Annotated in this window: 18 protein-coding genes and 1 pseudogene; 6 read left to right on the top strand and 13 right to left on the bottom strand. The window is 55.9% G+C overall.

What is annotated here, in order from left to right; all coding sequences use genetic code 11:
• The first annotated feature begins 46 nt into the window (after positions 1–46).
• Positions 47–673 carry a TetR/AcrR family transcriptional regulator gene (locus tag PSCI_RS23300; RefSeq protein WP_045491579.1) on the top strand — a complete coding sequence of 209 codons (627 nt, stop codon included), beginning with the start codon at positions 47–49 and terminating at the stop codon, positions 671–673.
• Positions 674–777: 104 nt separating this feature from the next.
• On the opposite strand, the gene PSCI_RS30280 is transcribed toward PSCI_RS23300, so the two are convergent.
• From PSCI_RS30280 to PSCI_RS23290, 3 genes and pseudogenes are all read right to left on the bottom strand, one after another.
• The gene (locus tag PSCI_RS30280; RefSeq protein WP_373568512.1) at positions 778–1611 is read right to left on the bottom strand and encodes a methyl-accepting chemotaxis protein; all 834 of its coding nucleotides are present in this window, start codon (positions 1609–1611) and stop codon (positions 778–780) included.
• A gap of 21 nt (positions 1612–1632) precedes the next feature.
• Positions 1633–2388: pseudogene (locus tag PSCI_RS30275) on the bottom strand (MCP four helix bundle domain-containing protein); the annotation flags it as partial.
• A 400-nt stretch (positions 2389–2788) separates the two neighbouring features.
• On the bottom strand, positions 2789–3793 hold the full coding sequence (locus tag PSCI_RS23290) for an AraC family transcriptional regulator (protein WP_045494800.1): 1005 nt from the start codon (positions 3791–3793) through the stop codon (positions 2789–2791).
• Positions 3794–3895: 102 nt separating this feature from the next.
• Between PSCI_RS23290 and PSCI_RS23285 the strand changes: the two genes are divergently transcribed.
• Both PSCI_RS23285 and PSCI_RS23280 read left to right on the top strand, forming a co-directional pair.
• Entirely contained in the window at positions 3896–5146 is a 1251-nt protein-coding gene (locus PSCI_RS23285) for an MFS transporter (protein WP_045491575.1), read from the top strand.
• 539 nt (positions 5147–5685) lie between these two features.
• On the top strand, positions 5686–8625 hold the full coding sequence (locus PSCI_RS23280) for a DEAD/DEAH box helicase (RefSeq protein ID WP_045494797.1): 2940 nt from the start codon (positions 5686–5688) through the stop codon (positions 8623–8625).
• 163 nt (positions 8626–8788) lie between these two features.
• Here the strand turns inward: PSCI_RS23280 and PSCI_RS23275 are convergent, their stop codons facing one another.
• From PSCI_RS23275 to PSCI_RS23235, 9 genes are all read right to left on the bottom strand, one after another.
• Complete coding sequence (locus PSCI_RS23275) at positions 8789–10438, bottom strand: hypothetical protein (protein ID WP_144403314.1); 1650 nt, start codon at positions 10436–10438, stop codon at positions 8789–8791.
• Positions 10439–10697: 259 nt separating this feature from the next.
• Complete coding sequence (locus tag PSCI_RS23270) at positions 10698–11642, bottom strand: hypothetical protein (protein WP_045491571.1); 945 nt, start codon at positions 11640–11642, stop codon at positions 10698–10700.
• Between the two features lie 139 nt (positions 11643–11781).
• Entirely contained in the window at positions 11782–12087 is a 306-nt protein-coding gene (locus PSCI_RS23265) for a hypothetical protein (protein ID WP_045491569.1), read from the bottom strand.
• A gap of 32 nt (positions 12088–12119) precedes the next feature.
• Complete coding sequence (locus PSCI_RS23260; protein ID WP_045491567.1) at positions 12120–12533, bottom strand: hypothetical protein; 414 nt, start codon at positions 12531–12533, stop codon at positions 12120–12122.
• Positions 12534–12582: 49 nt separating this feature from the next.
• Positions 12583–13191 (bottom strand): His-Xaa-Ser repeat protein HxsA, encoded by a 609-nt coding sequence (gene hxsA, locus PSCI_RS23255; RefSeq protein WP_045491565.1) that lies wholly within the window; start codon positions 13189–13191, stop codon positions 12583–12585.
• Positions 13188–14423 (bottom strand): His-Xaa-Ser system radical SAM maturase HxsC, encoded by a 1236-nt coding sequence (hxsC, locus tag PSCI_RS23250; protein ID WP_045491564.1) that lies wholly within the window; start codon positions 14421–14423, stop codon positions 13188–13190. Before hxsC ends, hxsA begins: the two co-directional genes overlap by 4 nt.
• Complete coding sequence (gene hxsB, locus PSCI_RS23245) at positions 14423–15910, bottom strand: His-Xaa-Ser system radical SAM maturase HxsB (RefSeq protein ID WP_045491563.1); 1488 nt, start codon at positions 15908–15910, stop codon at positions 14423–14425. The genes hxsC and hxsB overlap by 1 nt, the downstream gene beginning before the upstream one ends.
• Positions 15907–16206 carry a His-Xaa-Ser system protein HxsD gene (gene hxsD / locus PSCI_RS23240; RefSeq protein ID WP_045491561.1) on the bottom strand — a complete coding sequence of 100 codons (300 nt, stop codon included), beginning with the start codon at positions 16204–16206 and terminating at the stop codon, positions 15907–15909. The genes hxsB and hxsD overlap by 4 nt, the downstream gene beginning before the upstream one ends.
• A 346-nt stretch (positions 16207–16552) precedes the next feature.
• Positions 16553–17467, bottom strand: coding sequence for a LysR family transcriptional regulator (locus PSCI_RS23235; protein WP_045491560.1), 915 nt, complete (start codon positions 17465–17467; stop codon positions 16553–16555).
• Positions 17468–17783: 316 nt separating this feature from the next.
• Between PSCI_RS23235 and PSCI_RS23230 the strand changes: the two genes are divergently transcribed.
• The 3 genes from PSCI_RS23230 to PSCI_RS23220 all read left to right on the top strand — a co-directional run bounded on the left by PSCI_RS23230 (position 17784) and on the right by PSCI_RS23220 (position 22168).
• On the top strand, positions 17784–18806 hold the full coding sequence (locus PSCI_RS23230) for a zinc-dependent alcohol dehydrogenase family protein (RefSeq protein WP_045491558.1): 1023 nt from the start codon (positions 17784–17786) through the stop codon (positions 18804–18806).
• 494 nt (positions 18807–19300) lie between these two features.
• Positions 19301–20746, top strand: coding sequence for a hypothetical protein (locus PSCI_RS23225; RefSeq protein WP_045494794.1), 1446 nt, complete (start codon positions 19301–19303; stop codon positions 20744–20746).
• A gap of 27 nt (positions 20747–20773) precedes the next feature.
• Positions 20774–22168, top strand: a complete 1395-nt coding sequence (locus PSCI_RS23220) for an aminotransferase-like domain-containing protein (protein ID WP_045491556.1) — start codon at positions 20774–20776, stop codon at positions 22166–22168.
• 18 nt (positions 22169–22186) lie between these two features.
• Here the strand turns inward: PSCI_RS23220 and PSCI_RS23215 are convergent, their stop codons facing one another.
• Positions 22187–22966, bottom strand: a complete 780-nt coding sequence (locus tag PSCI_RS23215; RefSeq protein ID WP_045491554.1) for a helix-turn-helix transcriptional regulator — start codon at positions 22964–22966, stop codon at positions 22187–22189.
• Positions 22967–23314: the final 348 nt, after the last annotated feature.

The raw sequence follows: 23314 nt of genomic DNA, 5'->3' as shown, positions 1-23314 counted from the left end.
AGCCCCCGTGGTCGTCGTACCATTCGTCTTTTTCAGGCGCACCCGCATGGAATCTGATCTGCTAGACCGTGTTTTTCCCGGGAGACGCGGCGACCTTAAACGCGCCATCCTGCGCCAGGCTTTGCGCTTCTTTAACGATATGGGTATTGAAGCCACTACCATCGAGGCCATTCGTGCCGAATGCGATACCAGCGTGGGGGCGATTTACCACCACTTTCAAAGCAAGGAAGGGCTGGTGGCGGCGCTGTTTTTTGCAGCGCTTGATGACCAGGAACGGCTGCGCGACGCCTACCTGCAACACGCAGGTGACGCCAAGGCCGGGGTACTTGCGCTGGTGCACAGCTATGTCGACTGGGTGGACGCGCAACCGGACTGGGCACGATTTGTCCTGCAGGGGCGCTTTGCCGTGGCCACCGGTCCGTTCAAGGAAGAACTCGCCGCCCGCAACAAGCAGCGCAACAAGAAATTGCTGGAATGGATGACCGCGCAAGGCATCGCCGAGCATTTTGCGCACGTGCCTGCCGAGTTATTGCCGTCGCTGATCATTGGTCAGGCAGAAAATTATTCACGGGCCTGGCTATCGAAACGTGTGGTTAATAGCCCCAGGCACTATCGGGACATGCTGGGGCGGGCGGCGTGGCAGTCGATCGAAACGGCGGCCAAAGCGGGTTAGCCTCATGCCGCACGGGTTTGCAGGCTTGATCTACAGTGTGCTGATTGAAGTGCGGACTGCATCAGACTCATGACTGCAGCCGCACTTGTTCAGTCAAGCGCTAATCAAAACACAAAGCGTGCCACCATGCCGTTCAGGGCCACTGCCAATCTCGACAACTCATGACTGGCGGCACTGGTCTGATTGGCCCCGGCTGCCGACTGAGTGGCCAGGTCACGAATGTTCACCAGATTCCGGTCCACTTCGCGAGACACTTGGGCCTGCTCTTCCGAGGCGCTGGCGATCACCAGGTTGCGTTCGTTTATTTTCGAAATGGCTTCGGTGATCTGCTCAAGCGCTTCTCCGGCAGCCCGGGCAAGCTCCAGCGTGGTGAGCGTGCGGCTGGTGTTCAAACTCATCGACTGCACGGCATTGCCGGTTCCGCTTTGAATACCGGCGACCATCTGTTCGATCTCTCGAGTCGACTGCGCCGTACGGTGGGCCAAAGCCCGAACCTCATCGGCCACCACAGCAAAGCCACGACCTGCTTCGCCAGCCCTTGCAGCTTCGATTGCCGCGTTCAATGCCAGCAAGTTGGTTTGCTCGGCAATGGAGCGAATCACATCCAGCACCTTGCCGATATCGCGGCCCTGTTCTGCCAGGCCTTCAATCAGGTTGGAGGTGGTCTGCACATCCTGGGTCATGGCCTGAATCGCTTGTACGGTCTGCACGACCTTGTCGCGACCCTGACGCGCTGTATCCGTTGACTGCTCTGAAGCTTGGGAGGTGGACACGGCATTGCGCGCAACTTCCTCGACAGCGGCGGTCATTTCGTTCACGGCAGTCGCTGCCTGTTCAATTTCATCGTTTTGCTTTTGCAAGCCGCGGGACGACTCTTCAGTGACTGCGCTCAACTCTTCTGCTGCCGAGGCCAATTGCGTGGCCGACCCTGAAATCATCTGGATAGTCGTACGAAGGTTCTGCTGCATGACCACCAACGCTTCAAGCAAGCGCGCCGGTTCGTCCTTGCCATCGACTTCAATGTGTTTGGTCAGGTTGCCCGCCGCGATTGCCTGAGCAACGCTAACCGCTCGCGACAAAGGCGTCACAATACTGCGGGTCAGTAACCAGGCGAGCAGGACCGTCATCATTGATGCAATTATCGCCACGGCAATAATGGCAACCGTTGCACCGTCATATTGCTGCCCAGCTATGTGAGAGCCTGCAATAGCAGCGGCTCGGTTGATATCAACCAGATCCTTGAGTTGTTTGGTCATCAAGTCAGAAGTTTGTCGCATACCCGTGTTAATCATGGTCCGGGTTTCTTCGGTCTTGTTCTCACGCGACAGCTGCAGTGCCTGATTGAGTAACCCAAGATACTGAGTCAGTGTTGTATCGAACTGTTGATAAGTAGCTCTCTCTTGCGCCTCGGCCGGTAGCGCACTATAAGCAGACTTGGCCGTTTGCAATTGGGTGGTTATTTCAGCAATCCGCTGATCGGTCTCCTGCAGCATTTCAGGCTCGCGATTGACCAGCAGGCGTAATGAAAAGACCCTAAGGCGCAGCACCGATTCATTGACGTTGCCTAGCAGCGTGATGCTCGGCATGGTGTTGGTTTCCATGTCGACCGTGGCCTGGCGGATCAGGCTCATGCGGTTCAGCGCAAAAAGCCCCAGCGCGACGACCAATAGAGCAATGAACGCAAAACCAAGAAACGCTCGTGGAGCGATATTCATGTTTCTTATAGACATAAATTTTTCTCAGTGAAGTAAACAGCAAAAGCGCTTCATGCTCTAACCGTTACGCCGCAACCTGCCCTGTAGGATCCTGCCTTGTTAAACCAGCGTTTAGACAAGAGGATCTGCGCTCGTAACACCTTGTTACTTCTATCGGCAGGCCTTCGGGAATTGTTGAGGAGATATTTAGTTCTATTTTTTGACGCCAATAAGGTGGCTGGCGAGGAGGGCGAAACTTCAGTGGCAACGGTACAGGTTCAATGAGGGCAGTGATATTCGCAAAAACTATCAGTTTGTGATTTTTTCGCAGAAACCCCAATCCGGCCGTCAGTTGACCTCAGGTGTTCTCATCGTTGATCCATGCGCGGACAATCACTCTGGATTTGGAGTCGTGAATGGGTCATAGGCATGGATCATCAACGACTTGCGCTCGGTTGCGAGTAACAGCGGGTTGCCTCACCTTACGACTTAATCCAGGGGTTTTGCCGGTAATGCGCTTGAAGGCACGACTGAATGCGGCCTGCGATGTGTAGCCCAAACGCTGCGCTACCTCTTCAATCGGCAGCCTTTCGAGGGTCAGCCACTGGCTCGCAAGCCGCATTCGCAGTTCGGTGACATAGCGCAGCGGGGCCATGCCAATTGTCACCTGGAAGCGCTCCGCGAACACCGAGCGTGAGGTATTACAGTGCGCTGCCAACTGCGCAACGGTCCAGTCGCGGCCTGGCTGTTGATGGAGCGCAAGCAGTGCACCGGCCAGGCGCGGATCCCGCAAGGCGGCGACCAGACCTGAAGCATTGCCGCAGGCGCATTCCACCCAGCCGCGAACGACCATCGCAGCCACCACGTCGGCCAAACGCGCAAGGATACCGGCGAAGCCGACCCGTGCGCTGCTAACCTCGCGCTCCATGGTTGCCAGGATCGGTACCAAACCGGGGTAACGCTGGCCGCCGGCATCAATCAGCATCACGCCCGGCATCAGCTGGCCAAGGCCATGGATGCTGCCCAGTTCAAACTCCATACAACCACTGAACAACGTAGTGCTTGGCGTGGGGCTGGCATCGGCTCCGGTATCCACTGCGCTGACGGTGTCACCGAGCGGGGCGCCGTCCAGGCGGTTGATGTCTAGAACCGGCGCGCCAGGGTGGGAAAGCAGTTGATGGGCTGCGCCATGGGAGATGAATACGGCGTTGCCGGCAGACAGCGCGTAGTGGGTGCCATCCTCCATTTGCAGCACCGCATTGCCGACGGCTATGAAGTGGAACCAGGCGTGCCCAGGTTTTTCCGTGAAGCCCAAGCCGAAGGTAGGACCTGCCTGAATACGTCGGTATTCGACGCCGCGCAGGCGCATGCCGCGCAACAGTTCGTTAATGAGGTCCGAAGAAAGAGCAAACTGATCTGCAGGCATCATTCAGGTGTTTTGGTCAAAAAATAGAGATTTTCAATCATAGATCATCCGGATTCGGAGGCCTAGACTTCGGCTCGTAATGAAGATTGGGAGATCCGTACGATGACTGACTGTGTATGTAATGCCGTACCCGACCGCCATCCTGGCGTCGACTTGGAGGTGGAGCCTGCGACCCCCGCGTGGCTGGCGGTCTTTTCGTTGGCAATGGGGGTATTCGGGTTACTGACCGCTGAGTACCTTCCGGCCAGTTTGTTGACGCTGATGGCCACTGACCTTGGCGTGTCCGAAGCGCTGGCTGGCCAGGCGGTAACGGTGACAGCAGTCGTCGCGCTGTTCGCCGGCCTGTTGGTGCCAGGCCTGACCCGTGGTATCGACCGGCGTTGGGTGTTGCTGGGCTTTTCCACGTTGATGGTCGCCTCCAGTCTGTTGGTCGCCGTTTCCTCCAGCTTCGCGGTGCTGTTGTTGATGCGTATCTTGCTGGGTATTGCCCTTGGCGGGTTCTGGAGCATGGCGGCGGCGGTCGCGATGCGCTTGGTGCCGAGCGCTTTGTTGCCACGGGCGCTGTCGATCATTTTCAGCGGCATTGCCATCGGGACAGTTGTTGCCGTGCCGCTGGGCAGCTATCTGGGTGGGTTGTATGGTTGGCGCAGCGCGTTCTTTGCAGCGGCGGCGGTTGGCGTGGTGACCTTGGTGTTCCAGTCGTTCACTCTGCCACCCCTTGCGCCGCGCCGGCCGGCACGTCTGCGCACCGTGCTCGAGGTGTTGCAGCGTCCGGGCATTGCCATGGGCATGTTTGGTTGCGTGCTGGTGCACAGCGGCCACTTTGCGATGTTCACCTATGTTCGGCCATTGCTTGAAGGGACTACCGGCATCGGCCCGCAAGGGCTGTCACTGATGCTGCTGGGCTTCGGCGTGGCGAACTTCGCCGGCACGCTGCTGGCCGGGAAACTGCTGGAGCACCACCCGCTGGCCACGCTCGTATTGATGCCCGCGCTGGTCGGTATTGCAGCACTGGCGTTGGTGCTGTTACCGGCCTCGGTGCCGGGGCAGGCGATACTCCTGGCGGTCTGGGGCTTGGCCTTTGGTGGTGTGCCGGTGGCGTGGTCGAACTGGGTTGCCAGTGCGGTCCCCGATCAGGCGGAAAGCGCCGGGGGCATGGTGGTGGCATCTGTGCAGTCCGCCATCGCAACAGGCGCAGCCGCTGGCGGTGCAGTGTTCAGCCTCAGTGGCAGCGCAGGCGTATTCGTCGCAGCGGCCGTGCTGATGCTGCTGGCCGCGCTGCTGATTGCGCTGCGGGTCCGGGTCCCATCTGGCCATGGCGTTGGCCAGCCCAAGCCCGCGTTGCATCTTTGATTCGGTTTGCCAAATCGTCTTGATTGCGTCCGTGATCAGGAGTTAACCCGGCAACGATACGACGTCTCACCAGGTACGCCTCAAGTCGTTGCCAGGTTGAGCTACACAGCACGGACACCTGTTCGATACGACCGCCGGAAGGGTACGGCGTGTTCGTGATCCAGGTGGGCAACGTTTGATGGCAGGGAGGTGTAGGTCAGAGACTATCTGGATCCCCAAAAAACATTTTGACTAGGCTCTAGGACGGTATTTTTAGGCGGAAAAATATCAAATATGTCCCCAATTTTGCCCCCAATGGCATCAGTTTTGCGAGTGATCGCGAATGGCGATTTCTTAAATAGACCAAGATGGATTCGGATGGCTTTCAGTGTACCTTCATCTCAGATTGGACTGTTTGGCATCGATAGTCGGTTGGTGAAGGCAGAGGGCGTGGCGCGTTTGAGCACTGCTTTTCGGGGGACACCTGAAATGATGTTCACTGATAGCATGTAGCCATTTAATAATCGGTGCTGATTCTCACATTCAATTTGGTGAGCGCAATGGTCGATGCTACAGGGAAGTACTTAGACGTATATCAAAGCTGGCAGCAACACCTCTTCAACTTCAACCTGGCAGTCCGGGATACCAATACGCCGGGTTTGCGTAAGCCTCAGCTTGCCGCCCTATACGCTTCACTGGGCCACTTGGTGATGTCTCCGGCCACGACGGCAACGATCGTGATGCCAACGGGTACCGGCAAGACCGATACCATGCTTGGTCTGCTTATCGCAGGGCGGTTGGCAAGGACATTGGTGCTCGTCCCGTCAGATGCCTTGCGTTCCCAGCTTGTCGAAAAATGCCTCGGGCTGAAAAAACTTCGGGAGATCGGTGCTGTTTCTGCCACAGCACTTAACCCTGTGGTTAGGGCTATCGGCTCAGGAATGTCGGCTGAAGATGTCCAACAGCTTGCCGAGGCGAATGTAATTGTCGCTACCCCGCAAGCATTGCAGCGATTCGACACAGAGTCCCTCCAAGCCTTGGCTGAGCTCTGCAGCCACCTTATCATCGATGAAAGCCATCATGTGGCCGCCATGACATGGGGGCGGGTGAAAACCGCGTTTAAAGAGAAGCCATGCCTGCAGTTCACTGCCACGCCTTTCAGGGAGGACAATCAGCCCCTTGAAGGCAAGATTATCTACAACTACCCGTTGAAGGATGCGCAGATCGATGGCTACTTCAAGTCGATCGAATTTCACCCAGTGCGCGAATACAACCTCGAGTTGGCTGACCAAGTGGTTGCTGATAAGGCGGTAGAGTTGTTGCGAGGCGATCGAGAGCAAGGCTTTAACCACCTACTGATGGTACGTGCACGATCGCAAAAACGTGCTGAAGCCCTATTTGAGCTCTACAAAAAGCATGAAGACCTCTCACCCATTCTCATCCACAGCAAGGTGCCGAATCGGGTCAAACTGCTGGGTGAAATTGTCGAGAAGAAATACAAGATCATCGTATGCGTGGACATGCTGGGCGAAGGCTTCGACCTGCCAGAGCTGAAAATCGCGGCTATTCACGACCAGCATCGCAGTCCGGCCGTCACGCTACAGTTCATCGGTCGGCTAACCCGGGTTGATGACACGCTAGGCGACGCCAAATTCGTCTCAAACATTGCCAACCAGAAAGTCGATTACCAGATGGCAGTGCTTTACAAGGAAAGTGCCGACTGGAGCGCCGTGATTCGAGATGTGAGCCAAGACAAGATCGCCCGCGAAATCGAAAAAGAGGCGTTCACTGAACAGTTCCCGGATGATGCCGACTCCGAGGAGATCTTCGGGTTGAACCCAAACCCGAAGATCAGTGCGATCGCCTACCATGTGGAGCGCGACCATTGGCGGCCAGAAAAAGCGGATCACTTCTCCCAGAAGAAAGAACCGCTGCAGTTCCTTTCTATCAACGACGATTCAGACACCATCATCATGGTGACCCGACGAGAAACACCCGTCGGATGGGCTCAGACCTCGGCGATTGTGGACACGAACTGGATTCTGTACCTGGCGTACTACCACGCGCCCGACAAGACGCTCTTCATTCACTCCTCTGGTGATGAGTCGCAAGCGACGCGTTTTTTGAATTTGATTGCCAAGGATGCCAGGCGAATCAACGGTGAGTCTACCTTCCGAACCCTGCACGACATCAAGCTCATGAAGCTGCAGAACGTGGGGCTGTCCAGGACACGCAAGGATCTGAGATTCACGATGCACGTCGGGCGGGACATCAATATCGTCATCAGTGAAATCGAGAACGGCACTGCGAAAAAGTCCAACATCTTCGCAACGGGCTATGAAGATGGACAGCGCACCACCGTTGGCTGCTCTCACAAAGGGAAGATCTGGGAGATGAACTCTTCCAGCATCATTTACTGGATTGAGTGGTGCAAACGTGCCTCGCAAAAACTCAACGATGCCTCGATCAACCCTTCTGAAGTGCTCAAGGATGTGATTCGCTCGGAGAAGATCGAAGGGGCTTGGCCAACGGGACTTTTCTATGCTGATTGGCCAGAGTCCATTGCGATCGAAAACGAGCAGAAAATTTCGCTAGCGTTCAACGGTGAGATTTTCAACCTGCTTGATGTCGAGCTTGGCAAGCCTCGGCGAAGAGATGACCCGACACTAGAAGTGCCCCTCATCGCCATTGCAGTAGATGGCACGGAGCGTCTGTTGCCTGACATCACGATACGGTTACTGAACGACAGCTACAAAGTCTCCTGCCCTGGGGTCAAGATCATTTTCGCCGAAGAGAGCTCGTTCGAGCAGTACCTGGATATGAACCCTTTGGTCCTGCTAGCCGTGGACGGCTCGATGATCGAGGGCAATTACCGGTTCTACACACCCAATAGTTTGGACTTGAAGCTTCCGATAGCGCTGATTGAGGCTTGGGACTGGGGGACCACTCAGATTCACAGCGAGTCCATGAGAGCAACTCGTAACATGGACACCGTCCAAGGGTTCACCTACAGCCGAATCGAGGACGACTATGCATTCATTTTCAACGATGATAGCGCAGGTGAGATTGCGGATTTGGTGGCAATCAAAGAGAGCAAAGACGCAATCTTTGTCGACCTTTACCACTGCAAGTATTGCCCCCAAAAAGATGGAGAGGCTCGACCTGGCGCTCGTGTGAACGATGTCTATGAGGTCTGCGGCCAGGCCTCACGATCGGTGAAGTGGCTGCACACCGAGGAAAAATTCTTCAATCGATTGATGGGACGGTACCAGCAATCGCTGCCGAAAGGGTTCGACAGAATCCTCAAGGGTGACCCAATGGATTTGGAGCTGCTTCGCAACAAGTGCCACGACCACGAGATGATTTTCAGATTCGTGATCGTACAGCCCGCCATTTCAGCAGCGAAAATCTCCGCTGATCAGCTTGCTGTCCTCGGCACCAGTTACTCTTATATTAAGAACGTGTCCGGTTCAGATGTCCGGGTCGTAACCAGTGCGTAACACGAAGGTGGACTCATAACTCTCAGAGACTGAACACTTAGTGTGGTGCTTCAGAAAAACCATTGAAACATCGCTGACGCACCGCCTCATCGTTTACACGCTGGGGTTTATGGAACGCTTACGATCAATAAAAGCCAGGCAATGCTTGGCTGTCGTGGTTGAGTCAAAGCCCGAGGCCTCTGCAACGAATTTCGATTCCATTAATCTCCGTTTGCACTACAATATTGTCAGCATCAAAAATTGTGCCGATGGAACATGCAATTTGTGCAGGGGAGTTTTTAATGTAGTGCATTATAAGCTGATCAGGGTCTTCAAGTGGAAGAACATTTGCATGCTGCCAAGTTTTTAAAGCTTGTTGGCTATGGCCAAATCGTACCATTCCATTATTTAATACGTTCCTGAGCGTATTCCATTCGTACGAAATCACGCCTTGTGGCCATATTGTGAAGTCAAAGTTAAAAATATTATGAATTAGAAGGAGGTGTGAGTTCTCGTTGGTGCAGTCGTATATTCCTTTTCTTTTAAGTATTTCGTCGAGTTTTCCTTCCTTTAGTGCAAGTCTAGCGTCAGTCAGCTGTCGAAGGCCTTTATTTATTTTGTCGGTAACGAGGTGGTCACTATCCCCAAGAATATAGGCTCTGCCGCCTGTTCGAAGATATTTAACCTGAGTAAAATAATATTGATTTCGCTTTATGTCTTTGATTATCAGGTCTGCGTCAGGGTTAAGATTTTTCTCACCGAGTTCATGAGGTACAAAGCCTTCAAATGCGCAGTAATTTTTCTTGATGTCTTCACGGAAAAAATAGTCAAACACACACCTTTTTTCGAAAAATATTCCAATTTCATGGTTTAATTTCTCGTCAGAAATCTTGTTGGCGAGATAATTGATTGTATGCCGAAGCTGTATTGTAATGCTGGGGTTATTAATGGATATTCCTTTGCTGGTGACATCGAACACCCGGTCAGGTCTTGGCTGTTTTTCCGAGAACTCTTCGATTTTTTGAATTTCGTCTGTTGTTATACCTATCTTGCTGATGAGCTGATTGGGTGCGTAATTCAATTCGTTCTTGATCTGACACCATGAGCAAAGAACTGCAAGCTTACAAAGCTTTCTAGCCCATTGTATGCTTGGAAGGTTTTGAATTTTATATGGTAGTTCCCCTTCGGGAACAAAAAATATTTTGTCTGTAAGTTTTTCGCCCAGCGCCTTTATAATCAAAGGGAACATGGAATGCTTATCGAAGCCTAAAGGAATCATGTCAAGATAAGCTATGTTGGCTGCGCAGCTATTTTGCTCCCATTGATTAGCAAACCACTTTCGATGCAATTGCTTCGTGACTTCATGGGAGGATGGTCTGACTTCGATTGAGTTACCCTGCTTTGTCGCGGATGCGGTTTTTGATAGCAGAAGAAAAAGCACCTCGCTAAGAAAGTAAAGCCTAATAATGTCATATAGGCCTTCATTCGGCTTTGTGCCGTGATATTCATTTATTTTAAGAGAGTCAGAGATCCTGTCTAGTTGCATGTTGATGCCATCGCAAGCTTTAATGGTTAGCGCTTGTTTGAGTGGTTCTGAAAGGCTGGTCTTTAAGAATTTGTATTCTAGTGGCCTAGGCTTTGCTGTGGTGTTTTCAAGGTTTAATGGTCCGCTATTCGCTAGATCGGAATGAATCTGGCCCAGTGAAGGCAGTAACTTTTCTCTAAGCCTGTTGAACTCACTAGCCAGAATCAGCGTTTCCTTCGAGGGATGAGAGTCAGGTTCATGAAGGGTTTTCTCAATGTAACTTATTGGGTCAAAGTCGGGCGGATGCATCATCATTCGCCGCAACGTCTTAATTTGTCCTATTGGTAGTCCGTACCAGATCAAAGCCTTTCCTCCACTGTCTTTTTGAAGCCGTTTATCTGTATTGGCGGTTTTTTGGGTTTTGGAGATTCAGGGCTGGAAGATGCAGATTCCGTCGCTTAAGCTCTTCTATGCCCCTGTAAGAAATGGATCGGTGGAGAGCAACTGATGCGCCTTGACTCATCCACTGATGTCTCAAGCTGCTGTCCTGCTGGCTCGGCAACCAGGCCTAACGCAGCATCGAGTCAGACTTAGTTTCTGAAGCAGTGTTACTGAGCAGCCAAATCAGCGCTGGGGATTGCTTGACGTGTTCTGCCATGGTTGCTATTGCAACCTTGAGAGGCGGAATAGTTGACACGACGACATCATAATTCTCGGCAGGCTGTAGACGAACGCCAATGATGACACTTTTGTCTTCTAGTTCGCGGGCGTAAGCGATAAAGCCATTCTCCAATGGATGCACATATTCTCCAGTCCGCACGTCGGGATAGTTAGGGGTCTTGTGGAAATCACTTCGTAGTGCAATGACTTTGGTCACGGCCTTGAAGGCCGGATTGAAGTTGTCGGTAAGGTAGCCGTAGCTCATGGCAAATAGCACGCTAATGATCAGTGCTCCTGCACCATGGAACATGATCATACTGCGCGATTGCTTGAATTTAGCTTGAAAGCCGAGGAGCGCGGCCAAGCGGGTTATATGTTGCCAGGCTGCTTCAAATGGCAGGCTGATCATCGCGATGACCATGATCAGCACTGCTGTCAGACCAAGGAGTATTGCCACCACAAGCAGCCACGATGGAATGTAGAACAGCAACGCGAGAAAGCCGACTGTCAGATCAAAACTTTGAGGGGGCAGCCCTAACGTCTCGGCAACCGCGAAACGCGCGCATGCTGTCGATACCAGCAGTGCAAGCAGATGCATAATGATGATGGGCGTTTTGGTGAATGGCTTATCCCATGCTGTATGGAGCCAGCGGGCGAAAGGGATGCACCAGGCAATGAATCCGCAGATTATCAATGCAGCCGCGACCGTCGTCCCGATGGTAAGCGCGGATGTGCCCGTGTATAGGGAAGCTGCAATCGTGATGAGGTACGTAACTACCGAGGCGAGATAGAACCGCTGGGATACGGAATATTGCAGGAATTTGGTGAGCAGTTTTGCTTTCAGAGCTATCATTTTCATCCTTGAACTTTTTTCAGTGCTTCTAAAATCCATGCGGATAGCAATGCTTGGCCACCTTGATGTACGTCTTGTTTTGCCAGTTGAGGTGGATGACCCCGTGGCGGCCCATCAAACCACCACGAGTTCAGCTTATTTATGTGGGCACGAATGGCGAATCAATCGGCTGGCAGACAATTCGCCACATCCCGCGTACTCCGTCTTCGACCCAAGTGCCGTCCAGCACATTCGAGCCTTCAAAGCGGTGCAGCGTTGCTCTGCCGTCGAAGCCTTCTGCTTGCAGTTCGTAATGCCCCGGGCCTTTTGCCTGGCCTCGGTATTGCCAGGTCTGCCCCGCGTCGTCATAGGAGACGGTGATAAACTCGATGTCGATCGTAACCTTGCAGGGTTGATCGAACGACGCGGCACTGCTGGGGCGGAAGGTGTCCATTTTGGCGTACATGTTGGCGTCCTTGTAAAGATATCAGGAGCGGCTCAGGGCAGCAGCCAAGTGCTGTTTGGGGTGGTTGACCGGATGCCGACTGCCTGGCACTGCTCCAGAATCGGCAGAATGTAGGTGATGTTGGTACGGCCCGGCTTGCCTTCTGCTCTGTAACGAGCCGCCTGGCAAAGTGGACCGGCGTTTTCGTACGTATGGTTGGAGCTGATTTCCACAGCTTGTGCTTGGCCGAAATGATTGTTACCGGCGAGGTAGTCCAGCGTTTGCTGGAAAGCTGTTCGAGTCAGCGCCAACTGCGAGTCTTTCGATCCGGTCTCAATCACAACGCGATTTGCGTCAACGGTCGTGATACGGAAACGGGCGCTACGCGACGGTGTTTGCAGTTCCTTGCCTTGCAGGCGGCTGATCAATGCCCAGAGAGTGTTGTCGACTTGAGTGATGTGCTGCATGGATAGTTCCTTCGTTGCTGAACGGGCGCGAGCTTTAACCTGAATCGACTTATGGAATCTTGATACCCAACGCATTCAGCGATGGTGTATCCATCCGGCCATTCACGGTCAGCCCACTGTCCATCTGAAAGGCCATTAACGCCCCACGTGTTGCTTTGCCCATCACCCCATCAATGGAGCCTTGGTAATACTGGCGCACCATAAGCGCGGTCTGCACACGGGTGACCAGATTGCTTTTCTGCTCATTGGTCGCGCGACTCTTAGAAGTGCTCGAACTTATCCCGCTGGTAGTGCCAGACGACTGATAAATGCTGTTGCTGCTTGGAGGGCTGCTCGAAGCACTCGGCGCGCTGTAGCCTCGGGTACTAGTAGCGGGTGGGCTGTAGTAGCGAGGTGCGCTATAGCCACCTGAGCCGCTGTAGTGAGAACTGTGCGAGCTGTGGGACCGGTGAGAACTGTGCGAGCGATGCGCCGCATAGATGTTGACGGTGTTTGGCGCATTGAGCGTATCGGCAAATACCGGAGGCTGTAGCTTGTCGTTGGGTTGCCAGTTTGCATCGGCGAGTGGCAGATGGCCCGATTGTGCCAGGGTGGTACCTGCTATTGGCAGCAGGCTGATCCCACTGATCAGGACTTTCCAGCGGTCGAGCAATTTCACTGTGCACTCCTTGCATAGGCGCTAAAGGCCTCGGTCGATAGTAGTTGTACGCCGCGGCTCTGCCAGCGGTCGGTGTGGGATTTGAAGAAGCCAGAGCAATGTTTGACGGCAGCACATTGCTGGCAGGTATCGATGAACAGATTCTTCCAGTCCGAGATGCTCTGGCGGGCGAAACGCGAGAGGTGGGCCGGGATCAGGCACAGGGGCAAGTTGTAGATCGAAACCGGCACTCCGCGGTTGAACAGGAAATACACGGCTTGGCTCAACGACTCTTGATAGTCCAGCGGGTCAATCCACAGTTCTTCGTAGTTTTTCCTGGCCAGGCCGGTGCTTTCGATACCCATCAGCGCAACATGCCGCACGAAGGGCAGGTTCCTGAACACGTAGTGGGCGAGCTCGGGCAAGCGTGGCGTGGTCAGGCGATTGAGTACCACGCGTATCTCGATGATCTGGTTGGCGCGCGCCAGGTTGTAAAGACCTTGCAGGGTTTCGCTGAACGCGCCTGGAGCCTGCACGACATGGTCATGGTCTTCGGCATTGTCGGCATACAGGGGGATGCCCCAGCTCAACTGAGGGTGGCTGATGGCAGAGAGCGCTGCGATCCAGCTCGGGTCTTGGAACAGACGCCCGTTGCTGAGTACATGAATGGATTTCTGTGGCAAAACGGCTTTGCACTTGGCCAGGATTTCAAGCAGGCCGTCGCGATAAAGTGTTGGTTCTCCGCCGCTGATTCCCAGATTTTCCTCGCCCGAGTCCATCAGGTCGATCAGCCGTAGGTTCTCCTCGATGTGCCAACGGTCATCGATATCTTTGGGCGGCTGCGAGCACATCAGGCAGAGGCTGTTGCAACGATCGGTCATGAACAGCAGGTTGCTGTCTGAGCCTCGTCGATAGAGCACTCGCACCAACGTGCTGCCTGGTGTGATGGCAATGACATCGCCGGGCTGCACGACATCCGCATCTTTGGGGGTGTGCAGGTATGGCCGCGCGCTGTCGAAGTCGCCGATCACTGGCTCCGGGATCAGGAATCCTCCCACTGGTAATGAGAGCAGATGCGGGCTCCGTAGCCGTTCTTCGTTTGGCAGCCAAAGCAGCAGGTCACCGAACTCAGCGCTTCCGGCACAAACAACCAAGCCTTGTTCGATGAACTCATCCAGAGTGATGACCTTGAGCAATTTCGGCTCATTCAGGTGATGGATTTCAAAGTGGGTATCTTTGCGCAGCATCGCCATCAGCCCCTGTAACCCGGGAGCGGGACATCGTTGTAAGAGCGCCTGTTCAACCAAGACAACAGCACTCTCTGCACGTTGTCGTCACCATCGCAAAGCAGGCCGAAAAGATGCTTCAGCAGCCCCATGTTCTTCTTGCAGAAGCTGCTGAACACTCGGTGTCCGATCGGGTCAGCTTGGCGGGCATAGTGTTCGACGGGGTCAGCACCACAGTACGGAACAAGTGCGCAGTCGGAGCAGCCCGGCAGCGCTTCTGCTACACCACTGGCGAGCAACGCATTCATAACGGGCGATGCGAGTAATTCAGACAAGGGTTGCTGCACGGTGCCGAGCCTCAAGCCGTCTTCACCCATCTCCAGCAACATTCGGGCTTCGTCCGAGGGATAGACGTAACCGTCATAGTTGTAGACCAGCGCCGCAGTGCCTGCGCCAGCGGGGGAGCGCAGGTCTACATAGCCGGAGGAGAAGGGTGTCAGAATATTCTTCAGCAACAAGCTCGTATAACTCTCTGAGAGGTAAACGCCCTGTTGGTTGATATGCAGCAAGTAGGCCAGTGCCTTCTTGTAGAAGGCCAGGTATCGCTCAATAGGGTAATCAAGTCGATGGACACTCTTGGTGGCAAATCCATAAGGGCTCAGAGGCCGAAGCGAGATGCTGGAGAAGCACTGGCTTACATACTCATCGATGATTGCTTCAGGTTGTTCGAGGCTTCTTGAAGTCAGCGTGGTCAACGCGGAAACTGCATCATGGCCAAGGCGCTCACGGACCCATTGGATGCCTTTTACAGTGCGTTCGTAGGAGTCTCGTGACGGGGTAGGGCGGTTCGCATTGTGCAAGGGCGCCGGCCCATCGAGCGAGGTCGAAAACTGGATGTGATTTTGTTCTGCGAAGTCGAGTATTTCCTCCGTCAGGTGGTGCAGCGTGGTGGTGATGACGAACTGAATATCCCGTTGTTCGACCACGTTCCGTTCAACGATCCATTCGACAATCTGGCGGACGCGCTCGAAGGCCAGAAGCGGCTCGCCACCCTGAAACTCCACAGTCAGGGCGGGAGCGTTCGATTCGAACAGGCGATCGATCGCCGCCTGTGCATCCTCTTCCGACAGGTCGTGGCCGGATCCTCCCAGAGGAGCCCGCGACACCTGGCAGTATTGGCAGGTGTGGTTGCAGCGCAATGTAACTACGAACAAGTGCAGTGCTGGGCCCTGGAAGAGGAAGTCCTTGCGGCTGCGATACTGCGCAGCCATTTCCGGGAACGGGTCGTGTTGGCCTGGTTCGTAGATGAAGTGGCGGGCCAGCAGGTCCTTGTAAAAAGGCGTACTTGCTTGAACGTCGAAGTAGCTGAGGGCTCGTAATTGCGCGTCGTTCACGTGCATGTACTCACCGGTATCAGAGGTGAGTAGGATGTCACGGTCATGTCCCGTGTTCATGCGCATGAATCGAAAAGGCAGCAAGCGGTAGTGCTTGGCGTCTGTCGCTATCAGTGTCACTGCGAAACCCCACATCCAGCGAGCGCGGCTCGGGCCAGGACTTCGCGCAACCCTGCTGTTTCGCGGTTGATATGGTCGCGTAGGGCGAAGTCGTTCAGATGCTGGAGGATCAGCGAGTGAGCCTGCTCCGGGGAAAGCGTTAGCCTTGCTTCAGCGGGGTGGGCCGTGAGGCTTATCTGATTGGTTTCAATACCGACCTGGATCGCGACAGTGTTGGCCAGGGAATAAGCGGCGCGTTGCACCACGCTGAGCGGGTAGGCTGCGCTGTCGAGTTTCAGCGTGACTGGCCATGTCATCGGAAGCGCTCCTTCAAATCCGTTGGGAACGTGTGGATATTGCCGGTTTCCGAGGCATTGTGCCATCATAATTTTTTACATTTGCACGCATTTGTCTAGCATGGTGGGTGGTGCGCTCACTACGGCTCGGCCATTGATACGGGGTAGGGCCGAGGGTTCATATCTCCCTCAGTCCACCCATCCTCATCAATAGCTTGCTTGGCCTCAGGCTGGGGGCATCCTTTTCAAACCATCCCAAGCATGCCCTCACATGTGCCCCCAATGTAGCAATCCACTGGAAGTGAATGGATCTCCATGGTTTGTGGAAAGGCAGAAATGATCAGCTAAACAGCCTGCGTTACGACGCCTAAAGACTATCCGGATCCCCGAAAAACATCTGAATCCGCGACCTCAACCATCTCTCCGCCGGATCATTATCCTGCGCGCCGCGCCAGGCCATGTGCAGTTCAAAGGTCTGGCACTCCAGCGGCAGATCCTCGGCCCGGACCCCGCCACTGGCCGTCAGCACTTCGGCCGCATAATCCGGCACGGTGGCAATGATGTCTGTCCCGGCCAGCAGGGTAGACAGTCCGTTGAACTGTGGCACGGCCAGTACCACATGGCGTTTGCGGCCCAATTTTTCCAGGTGCTCGTCAATAAAACCGGTCAGGTCGCCGGCGATCGATACCAGAGCGTGCGGTCGGGCGCAGAAGTCGTCCAGGCTTAGCGGGCCAGGCACGGAGTCGGCGCGCAGCAGTTGCGGGCGGCTTTTGCGCAGGATTTTGCGTTTGGCGTTGGCCGGCAGGTCGCTGGTGTAGCTGACCCCGACAGATATTTCCCCGGAAGCCAGCAATGCCGGCATCAACAAGTAGTTGACCCGCCGGATCACCAGCACGATGCCGGGCGCCTCGGAGCGCAGGCGCTTGAGCAGTGACGGCAGCAGGGCGAACTCCACTTCATCGGACAAGCCGATCCGGAACACCGCGTTGCTGGTGGCCGGGTCGAATTCCGAAGCGCGGCTGACCGCGGTTGAGATGGAGTCCAGGGCCGGTGACAGCAGGGCGAAGATTTCCGAGGCCCTGGCGGTGGGCTCCATGCTGCGCCCGGTGCGGACGAACAGCGGGTCGTCGAACAGCCCGCGCAGACGCGACAAGGCGGCGCTGATCGCCGGTTGACCGAGAAACAGTTTTTCCGCGGCGCGGGTCACGCTGCGTTCGTGCATCAGGGTTTCGAAGACAATCAGCAGGTTGAGGTCGACGCGGCGCAGGTCGTTGCGGTTCATACGTGGGGGCTCGGAACGGTGGTCGATGTACCCGGTGCGGGGCGTCGGGCAAACATGCTGTGGTGCGCATAGTAAGGGTAAAAGCCATCATCAGGTAAGCCTTGGATTATTGTCGGTGTGGCAAGAATCAACTGTGCAGGCGGTTGCAATGTGGCATTTGGATGCCACAATGACCGCCTTTGAGTCATCCGCTGCATCATGCGGTCCAATGACGAATCAATGACAGGCATGTCGACTATTAATAGCCACTGACTGGTCCTGCCGGAAAAGCCCGGATAAAGTGCAGGGCATTCAGGTTCATAAGGCGAGGTTCTCAATGTCCCGCACGATCCGTTTCAACCAGTTCGGCCCGGCCGAGGTGCTCAAGATTGAAGAGCACCCGGACCCGTTGCCTGCGCCCGGTGAAGTGCAGGTGCGTGTCCAGGCCATCGGCATTAGCTGGTACGACGTTCTCTGGCGGCAGAATCTGGCGTGTACTCCGGCGCGGCTACCGGCCGGGATCGGCCAGGAAATGGCCGGTGTGGTCACTGCCCTCGGTGAAGGGGTTGAAGACCTCGCGCTGGGCGATGCGGTGGCAAGCTTTCCATCCGCCGACCCTAATCAGCATCCAGTGTATGGCGAGGTGATTGTCCTGCCGCGCTCGGCGCTGGTCCGGTATCCCGATGTGCTGACCCCGGTGCAGGCCAGCGTGCACTACACGCCTCTGCTGATTGCCTATTTTGCCTATGTGGATCTGGCGCGTATCAAGCCGGGTCAGACCGTACTGGTCACCGATGCCAGCCACTGTGCCGGGCCGTGCTTCGTGCAATTGGGCAAAGCCCTCGGTGCCAGGGTGATTGCCGCGACCAAGACCGAAGATGCTCGCGAGTATCTGCTGGCGCTGGGTGCCGACAAGGTGGTGGTCACCGAAGAGCAGGACTTGCTCATGGCGGTCAACAAGTACACCGACAATAAAGGTGTCAATGTGGTGTTCGACGGCATGGGCGGCCCGCAGATGTCGATCATGGGCGATGTCCTCGCGCCACGCGGCAGCCTGATTCTTTATGGGCTGCAGGGCGGCAACCAGACGCCATTCCCCGCGTGTGCGGCGTTCCAGAAGAACATCCAGTTCTATCTGCATTGCCTGGGCAACTTCACTGGCAAGCCGGCACTGGGCATCGATCCGGATAATGAGGCGCTGCAGCGTGCGCTGCGTGATATCAACCAGTTGACGGCCGATGGTGTGCTGACACCGCTGGCGGTCCGTCCATTCCCGTTCGAGCAGGTGGCCCAGGCGCACCGTTATATGGATGGCTGTCCGATTGGTGGCCGTGCGGTACTGGAGTTGGCTGACGCTTGAATCTTTCCCCTCTCTTGTTTGTAGGAGCAGCTTCAGCTGCGAAGATATCGTTGAGAATCTTTCGCTGCTAAAGCAGCTCCTACGGGTTACATGTCTTGTTGTAGGAAAGTTCGCTACGCAATCAGGCATGTTTCTGTCATTGTCTGTCGCGCTTAAACTCCTTTGCCTGTCTGGCGATCATCGATAATCCAGTCCACCTGCTCCAGAGATCTGCCGGCTTGGCCGTCAGGCGCTTGAGCGGCGCGGCTTGTGGCATGTGCTGCTGATCATGTTTAAATGAATAACAAACGCGCGCTATAAATGCTTGTTGTTTATTTGTATCGTTTAATAGTCGCGGGTTGTCCATCTTTGGATAAAACAGTGTTGCTTGTAATCGTGCAGACGATCCCGATAATGAGTTGAGAATTATTACTCAGGGAACGAGCCATGTTTGATAACAAGACCAACAGTCAGCAGCTTCGTGTTTCAATCTCCTGGAGCGCGGGACAATGATGATGAGCGACATTCACGAGCAAGCGATGAATTATGTCTACCAGCAGGTGTTGCAGCGCCTGCTCGGTTACATGACCCGCGCCGAGCGCACAGCGCTGCAGTTGCTGATCCAGCGCCTGATTGTTGCCGCGGGCGGGCTGGAGCAGATCAGCCAGTTCAGGATTCTGCTGCCGTTCAGTGGCGGCAAAGACAGCGCCTACAGCCTGGCACTGTTGCGCGCCGCGCAATTGAGTATCTGCACCCGGGCGCCGGGCACGTTCAATCTGCGCGTGGCGACCATGCGCCACAGCGGTTTGAGCAGCGATGTGCTGGGCAATATTCACCGTATCTATTCGGCGCTGTTTCTCTACGATGATCCGCGCGTCGAGATGCTGGTGTTTGATAACCAGTATGTGCACGCCTTTGAGCCGGACCTGCCGTTCTCCAGCGCCGGTCGCGAGCAAAACCGTACCGATATGCTGCTGGCCGGGCATTTGTCGGCGGGCGAGGGGCGCAGCACCTTCTGCGACAGTTGCCACCTGAACCTGGCGGACTCGCTGTCGCGCGCCCTGACCTGGGGGGAGGGCGTGGGCGCGGTGGCCAGCGGCGATCCACGCAAAGAGCAGAAGCAGTACATCACCTGGCTGATGCGTCTGGCGCAAGGCCGCGGCGAACACACCGGACATTGGCGCAACCAGACTTTTCAGAGTGTCATGCGCAGCCTGCACGGTCTTGGTCAGGACTGGCGCGAAGCGTTGCATGGCGAGCCACAAGCAATTGAGCCGCTGACACCACCAGACAAGCCATTGGCGCCGGTGCTGGTGCCGCTCAACGACCTGTTTCCCGGCAGGGCCGATGAGCACTGGAACTTGCTTACCGAGTTTCTAGAGTTTCGCTTCGATGACCTGGCGTTCAGTTTCAGTGAGTCGGACTGCGCCAACCCCTTGCTGATGGCGCATATGCAGGGCCTACGTGCGCAGTTTGTCGAGCATCGTGACTATGCCGATGGTATTGCAGGCTACTTACAGCACGCGCAACGCCAGATGCGCAACAAACAGGTGCCGGCACGTCTGATCGATCAGGCGCTCAGTGCCTATCACGGCGACTCACGTATCGAGGCGCGGCGTGTGCTGGCCGCTGAGTTTGCCCAACAGGCGTACGGGCTAAACGAGGCGCAACTGGTGTGCATGCTGTTCTCGCCGTTCACTGACAAAGGCCTGGGCCTGGAAGTGTTTCTGCGCACTTGCCATCCCGGCATGCTGGTGGCGGTGGCTGACCTGCATCGAGCACTGTCCGGCCAGCCTGCTGCCGATCAGGTGGTGCAGTGGTTGTTGGATATCAGCGGCCTGACCCTGGCGCAACTGCAAAGCCTGTACGGCAAGTCGCGGGTCAATTTCGCTGCCGCCGACTCGATCATCGCCCGCGTACGCGCGGCCGATCCTGAACGGCGACGCGTTCGCTCAGCCTGATTCAATCCCTTTGCCGGAAGGCCTGTCATGAAAGAAAAAGACGATTTCGCCTATCAGGCGGTGTATCGCTATCTCGTACGCCTGATTAATGAGGTACAAACCGACTCGACGCTCAAATTGCCGTCGCTGCGCCAGTTGGCCCGGCGCCTGCGGGTGTCGATTTCGACCATCCAGAGTGCCTATGCGCTGCTGGAGCAGGAAGGGCGCATTTGCTCGGTGCCCAAGTCAGGCTATTACGCGGTGCCGGGCAGTTTTGAAGATGAACTGGCCGGCGAAGGCCATAGCGTGCTTGAACGCCTGTACCGTAATGTGCGGCGGCCCGGCTGCACCATGCTTTCGGGTGATGAGCCGCATCTGTTGTTGTCGCTGGAAAGCGCGCTGCAAACCATGGAGCGCGAGTTGGTGCGTCAGTACCCGCGCCCCCTGGACAGCGGTTTTCAACCGTTTGGTGATCTGGAACTGCGCAGCGCCCTGGCGGCCCGCTACACCCGGGACACTCGGGATTGCTGGCACGCCGAGCAGGTTTATATCGGCCCGGACTTGCTCGGCATGCTCAAGGCGGTCGTTCAAGTGCTGCAACTGGGCGGCAGCACGGTGCTGGTTGAGTCACCGTGCACCTGGACGCTGTTGCGGCTGTTGCAGTCGCTGAACGTCCAGGTACTGGAAATGCCGCTGGCCGACGACGGCCGGGTGAACCTGACCGATCTGGATCACCTGTTGCTGGAGCATTCGGTCAGCCTGGCGATTCTGCCTTCGACGATCAATCCGGTCAGGGGCACGCTGCAACCTGGCGACAACCGCAGGGCCATGGCGCAATTGCTCAATCGCTATCGGATATGGGTACTGGAGAACGACAGCCATGGCGAACTGGCCTTTGAGCGCAATGGCCCGCCGCTGCGCGAGTTGATCGACCCGCAACGGCTGTTGATCCTTGGCAGTTTCGACAAGGCGCTGGGCCCTGAAGCGCCCTATGGTTATCTGCTGTGTAAACAGTTCGACCAGCGCTGGCAGGAGTACTTTCTGCTGCGCGCCTTTGACTTGCCGCCGATTCGCCAGAAGGCCGTTGCCCGGCTGTGTAACAGCGGCCGCCTGGACCAGCACCTGGCGGACTTGCGTCACCTGCTTGAGCAGCGCATGCAAGGCATGGGTGAACTGCTCGACAAGCACCTGGGTTGTTGGTTGCGCTATGAATTACCTGCTGGCGGCAGTGGTATCTGGACGCAGACCCAACAGGGTGTGGACCTGCGCCAGGTATTCGACACTCTACTGAGTCAGCGCTTGGTGATTGCCCCTGGCGAGCTGTTCAGCCTCAGCGGCTTGCACCGCCAGCAGCTACGCATCAGCTATGCGCTGGACTGGACCCAGGATGTGCCGGCGGCCCTTGAGCAACTCGCCGGGGTATTGCGTCAGGCGCGGCGCTGAGCATCGGCTTGCCGTTATTCAGGTGCCGGCCATCCATCTGGCCAGGCCGTGGCGGCCGCTGACCCCGAGCTTGGCGGCCGCCCGTTTCAGGTAGGTTTCCACCGAACTGTTTTTGACCTTGAGCCTCTCGGCCAACTGCGGGACGGTGCCACCGGTCAACAGGCCGAGGCAGACCTCCTGCTCGCGGGCCGACAAGGTGATCTCGCCGAGCGCCAGCCGCTCACTGAATGCTTGGCGCAAGGGCCGCACCGGCTGCTCGCCGGCGTTTGATTCCGGGCGGCGCAGCAGGCAGAGCCTGCTGGCCTGCGCGTGTCGTTCGACCAACGGCAACAAGGTGTCGGACAGGCTTTTAAGAAACGACAGTTCGGCCAGGGAAAACAAGCGTTGCCCAGGCTGACGCAGCAGGGTGATGACCCAACGGCGGTTACCAGCATGTGAAACCAGGCTGCAGTGGTGCGCGGCGTTTGGGCCCAGGCGCCGCCTCAAGGGCGCACGCGGCTGGATCAGCAGGGCTTCAGTCATGACCCGCATATGCTGCAGCAGTGTCTGCTGGTGCTCGGGCTGGGCGGTTATGGGTGCCTGACCCTGGCTGCCGAGCTGCCTGATCTGCACCGCGTCAGTCTGGGGCTGGTCCAGGGTCCATTCGCTCAGTTGCAGGCCGTCAAGGGGCACTAGCGGTTCGATGAGCCGGAACATCATGGCCGCGAAGTCATCATCGCCGGTACTGGAAATCAGTTCGCCCAGATGAAAGTAGAGGTGTGGGCTGTGGCTATTTTGCATACTGTCGGTGATGTTCATCTTTTTTGCCTTCCTGGAACCAAGTCGGGTGGCATCCTCTGCACGTGCTCGGTTGAGAGCTGACTCGCTCTGGATTTAAGCCCATGTAACGGTCAGCGTCTGTAGTGGGAACCGGGGACAACTCCTGTCAATTAATCAGACGATTTGAGTTGCAGTTTCTTAAGGGGATATCTGTTTGACGAGCGCGCGCGGGTAGTTTTCAGTGCTCTGCAAACGATTGATTACACGAGAAATATTGCGTGACGATAAGCTTGATGCGGCAATCACGTGCAGCATCTATATCTTATTTCCTACACGAATTTAGGCGCTGCGGCGGTGAACTAACCGCCGGCACAAGTGTGGCTTTGG

Origin of the sequence: Pseudomonas sp. StFLB209 (assembly GCF_000829415.1) — a bacterium.
GTDB lineage: Bacteria > Pseudomonadota > Gammaproteobacteria > Pseudomonadales > Pseudomonadaceae > Aquipseudomonas.
The sequence above is the reverse complement of the archived record's forward strand: the minus strand, read 5'-3'. Positions and strand labels throughout refer to the sequence as shown.